A 4,013-nucleotide genomic window follows, 5' to 3' on the forward strand; every position below is an offset into this window, starting at 1 on the left:
ACGACCCCGGACGCACCCGCGTCCGGGGTCGTCGCACGTCCGGGGCGACGAACGGTGACGGGGCCGCTACACAGGGGGTCCGGGAAGCCGCAGGTCAGGGGGCCCCTCGCCTACTGGTTGGCTCCTGGGGGTGGCGGTCAGGCAAGATGGGGTGTATCTGCCCACTCACTCTTTGCCGGACGGTTTCTCTTGGCTGAGTACATCTACACGATGCGCAAGGCGCGCAAGGCGCACGGCGACAAGGTCATCCTGGATGACGTGACGCTGAGCTTCCTGCCGGGCGCGAAGATCGGTGTGGTCGGCCCGAACGGTGCCGGTAAGTCCACCGTTCTGAAGATCATGGCGGGCCTGGAGCAGCCGTCCAACGGTGACGCCTTCCTGTCGCCCGGCTTCACCGTCGGCATGCTCCTGCAGGAGCCGCCGCTCGACGAGTCGAAGACCGTCCTGGAGAACGTCCAGATGGGCGCCGCCGAGGTCATGGGGAAGCTGAAGCGCTTCAACGAGGTCGCGGAGCTCATGGCGACCGACTACTCGGACGCGCTCATGGACGAGATGGGCAAGCTCCAGGAGGACCTGGACCACGCCAACGCCTGGGACCTCGACACGCAGCTGGAGCAGGCCATGGACGCCCTGGGCTGCCCGCCCGGCGACTGGCCCGTCACCAACCTCTCCGGTGGCGAGAAGCGCCGCGTCGCGCTCTGCAAGCTCCTCCTCGAAGCCCCCGACCTGCTGCTCCTCGACGAGCCCACCAACCACCTCGACGCCGAGTCGGTGAACTGGCTGGAGCAGCACCTCGCCAAGTACCCCGGCACCGTCGTCGCCGTCACCCACGACCGGTACTTCCTCGACAACGTCGCCGAGTGGATCCTCGAGCTCGACCGCGGTCGCGCCCACCCGTACGAGGGCAACTACTCCACCTACCTCGACACCAAGGCCACCCGCCTCAAGGTCGAGGGCCAGAAGGACGCCAAGCGCGCCAAGCGGCTCAAGGAAGAGCTCGAGTGGGTGCGGTCCAACGCCAAGGGCCGTCAGGCCAAGTCCAAGGCCCGTCTCGCGCGCTACGAGGAGATGGCGGCCGAGGCCGACAAGATGCGGAAGCTGGACTTCGAGGAGATCCAGATCCCGCCGGGCCCGCGTCTGGGCTCCATCGTCGTCGAGGTCCAGAACCTGTCCAAGGCCTTCGGCGACAAGGTTCTGATCGACGACCTCAGCTTCACGCTGCCGCGCAACGGCATCGTCGGCGTCATCGGCCCGAACGGTGCCGGCAAGACCACGCTCTTCAAGATGCTCCAGGGTCTGGAGACCCCGGACTCCGGCTCCGTCAAGGTCGGCGAGACCGTCAAGATCTCGTACGTCGACCAGAGCCGCGCCAACATCGACCCGAAGAAGACGCTGTGGGCCGTCGTCTCCGACGAGCTCGACTACATCAACGTCGGCCACGTCGAGATGCCCTCCCGCGCCTACGTCTCCGCGTTCGGCTTCAAGGGCCCGGACCAGCAGAAGCCGGCCGGCGTGCTCTCCGGCGGTGAGCGCAACCGTCTGAACCTCGCGCTCACCCTCAAGCAGGGCGGCAACCTGCTGCTCCTCGACGAGCCCACCAACGACCTCGACGTCGAGACCCTGTCCTCCCTGGAGAACGCGCTCCTGGAGTTCCCGGGTGCGGCCGTGGTCATCTCCCACGACCGCTGGTTCCTCGACCGGGTCGCGACGCACATCCTCGCCTACGAGGGCGACTCGAAGTGGTTCTGGTTCGAGGGCAACTTCGAGTCCTACGAGAAGAACAAGATCGAGCGCCTCGGCCCGGACGCGGCCCGTCCGCACCGTGCCACCTACAAGAAGCTGACCCGAGGCTGATCACCTCATGGCTCGGCACATCTACAGCTGTCCCCTGCGCTGGTCGGACATGGACGCCTTCGGGCACGTCAACAACGTCGTCTTCCTGCGGTACCTGGAAGAGGCGCGGATCGACTTCATGTTCCGGCTGGCGCCGGGGGACGGTTCCCCCTCGTTCTCCGGCGGGTCCGTCGTGGCCCGGCACGAGATCGACTACAAGCGGCCGCTGGTCCACCGGCACGAGCCGGTGACCATCGAGTCCTGGGTCACGAAGATAGGCGCGGCGTCCCTGACGATCGCCTACGAGGTCAAGGACGCCGACGTCGTGTACGTCCGGGCGTCCACGGTCGTCGTGCCCTTCGACCTGGAGGCGCAGCGGCCGCGCCGGATCACCTCCGAGGAGCGCGAGTTCCTCCAGGAGTACGTCGACGACGGGATGTCGTCCGCCGCATGACCGTGCTCGCTCCGCTGCACTTCGCCGACCCGAGGGAGGCGGCGGCACTCGCCGCCTTCCTGGGCCGGCTCGTGCACTACGACCGCGCCGCCGCCGTCCGCCTCCAGGCGGGGGGCGGGGCGCTGGCCGTCTTCGGGCGGCCCCCGTCGTTCGAGGTCCTCGCGATCCGCACGGCCCGCCTCGTCGACGCCGTGGACCTCGACGTCACCGTCTCCGCCGGTGAACTCCTCGACGGCATCGAGGAGTCGGCCGGCAAGGCCGTCGTCCCGGACTCCGTGACCGGACCGCCTTGGGCCGGTGTCCTCCCGCCGCGCGGCGGCTGGCAGCCGGTCCCCGGCCTCCCCGACGTCGCCGGGATGCGGGGCGCCGTCGCCGCCGCCGTCGGCGAGTTCCGTACGCGGGACGAGGAGCTGCCGGAGGAGCGGCGCACCCGGGCCGAGCGCGACGCCCTCGGCCGCGAGATCTGGTCCCGGACCCTCGGCACCACCGGGCTGCCGCTGCGTGCCGTGCACGCCGCCCAGTCGCTCGGCTTCCTGCCGCCGGGGGAGGCGCCGGTGGCGCTGTTCGCCTCCGGGCCGTGGCTGCGGCTCCGTACCCCGTACGGCTCGATCGCGCTGCGCACCGGATCCTCGATCTCGCTCGGAGTCGCCCCCCGATGACCGACGTCGAGGTCGACGGGCCCCTCTCCGGGGACGAGCTCAACAGCCTCTTCGGCGCCTCCTGGCCCGGGCATCAGGACACCGACTTCGGGCCCGTCCTCGCCCGGAGCCTCCTCCGGGTCACCGCCCGCCGCGACGGGCGGCTCGTCGGGTACGTGAACGTCGTCGGCGACGGCGGCGTCCACGCCTTCCTCCTCGACACCACCGTCCACCCCGACGAGCGCCGCCAGGGGCTCGGCGTCACCCTCGTGCGGACCGCCGCCGAGGCCGCCCGGGCGCGCGGCGCGCACTGGCTGCACGTGGACTTCGAGCCGCACCTCACCGCCTTCCACGAGCGGTGCGGCTTCCGGCCCACGGCGGCCGGGCTCATGGACCTCACCCGTCCCTAGTCGCGCCCTCCCTGGCGATCGCGACCGCCGAGAGCGCCGCCGAGAGCGCCAGCAGGGACACCGGGATCACGGGGGACCCGTGGGCCTGGTTGTCGCGTGCCAGGATCGGGTCCATGCGGTGGGCGGGGTCGTACGCGATCCGGACCGGTCCGCCCGGCTCGGCGATGCGCTCCTCGGCCGAGAACTCGTCGGGATAGCCGCCGACGCAGTCCAGCGTGTGGTGGTACAGGGTCTTCGCGGCCGGCGCCCCCTCGCCGAAGGTCGGGTGGTGGGTCACCCGGACCTTGCCCACCACGACGCAGTCGGCGACCGCGCCCCGGACCGTGGAGTCCCGCGCCTCCACCCAGACCGCCGTCAGGCCCGCCAGGATCAGGACGACCGCGGCGATGCTCCCGCCCTCCCGGAAGAGCGCGTCGTGCGCCAGGAGCGCGACGGCCGCCAGGACGAGGCCCCCGCCCACCGCGAGCACGGTGGGCAGGCCGTGCGGGCTGCGGAGGTTCCAGTCCGCCCACCACCACAGGAGTGTTCCGGCGACGGCGGGCACGAGCAGCGCCCCGGCGTACGCCACGGCCTTTCCCATAGGCACCTCCGTGAACGGGGACGCCCCGCGGCCGGTGCCGGTTTCCTCAGCCCTCCGCGTCGTCCGGCCACACCCCGATGTGGTCCTGCTCCAGCTCC

At 71.0% G+C, this 4,013-nt stretch carries 5 protein-coding genes; 4 read left to right on the top strand and 1 reads right to left on the bottom strand.

The features are described from left to right. Window positions 1–189 precede the first annotated feature (189 nt). Genes ettA through CCN56_RS29355 form a run of 4 tightly spaced genes read left to right on the top strand, consistent with a single transcriptional unit; the run spans window position 190 to window position 3,335 of the window. Window positions 190–1,854 carry an energy-dependent translational throttle protein EttA gene (gene ettA, locus CCN56_RS29340; protein ID WP_086830983.1) on the top strand — a complete coding sequence of 555 codons (1,665 nt, stop codon included), beginning with the start codon at window positions 190–192 and terminating at the stop codon, window positions 1,852–1,854. A 7-nt stretch (window positions 1,855–1,861) separates the two neighbouring features. Continuing rightward, complete coding sequence (locus CCN56_RS29345; protein ID WP_041129282.1) at window positions 1,862–2,287, top strand: thioesterase family protein; 426 nt, start codon at window positions 1,862–1,864, stop codon at window positions 2,285–2,287. Next, window positions 2,284–2,946, top strand: a complete 663-nt coding sequence (locus tag CCN56_RS29350) for a hypothetical protein (RefSeq protein ID WP_086830984.1) — start codon at window positions 2,284–2,286, stop codon at window positions 2,944–2,946. Before CCN56_RS29345 ends, CCN56_RS29350 begins: the two co-directional genes overlap by 4 nt. Further along, the gene (locus CCN56_RS29355; RefSeq protein WP_086830985.1) at window positions 2,943–3,335 is read left to right on the top strand and encodes a GNAT family N-acetyltransferase; all 393 of its coding nucleotides are present in this window, start codon (window positions 2,943–2,945) and stop codon (window positions 3,333–3,335) included. The genes CCN56_RS29350 and CCN56_RS29355 overlap by 4 nt, the downstream gene beginning before the upstream one ends. On the opposite strand, the gene CCN56_RS29360 is transcribed toward CCN56_RS29355, so the two are convergent. Next, window positions 3,322–3,915 carry a hypothetical protein gene (locus CCN56_RS29360; RefSeq protein WP_086830986.1) on the bottom strand — a complete coding sequence of 198 codons (594 nt, stop codon included), beginning with the start codon at window positions 3,913–3,915 and terminating at the stop codon, window positions 3,322–3,324. The two genes, CCN56_RS29355 and CCN56_RS29360, sit on opposite strands and share 14 nt — an antisense overlap. Window positions 3,916–4,013 lie beyond the last annotated feature (98 nt).

This window comes from Streptomyces sp. NRRL B-24572 (assembly GCF_002156145.1).
In the GTDB taxonomy this organism is placed as follows: domain Bacteria; phylum Actinomycetota; class Actinomycetes; order Streptomycetales; family Streptomycetaceae; genus Streptomyces; species Streptomyces vietnamensis.

What these genes read in the sequence shown, in the direction of transcription:
- CCN56_RS29355 (WP_086830985.1), top strand. Translation starts at nt 2,943, where the DNA reads ATGACCGACGTCGAGGTCGACGGGCCCCTCTCCGGGGACGAGCTCAAC.
- CCN56_RS29345 (WP_041129282.1), top strand. Translation starts at nt 1,862, where the DNA reads ATGGCTCGGCACATCTACAGCTGTCCCCTGCGCTGGTCGGACATGGAC.
- CCN56_RS29350 (WP_086830984.1), top strand. Translation starts at nt 2,284, where the DNA reads ATGACCGTGCTCGCTCCGCTGCACTTCGCCGACCCGAGGGAGGCGGCG.
- CCN56_RS29360 (WP_086830986.1), bottom strand. Translation starts at nt 3,915, where the DNA reads ATGGGAAAGGCCGTGGCGTACGCCGGGGCGCTGCTCGTGCCCGCCGTC.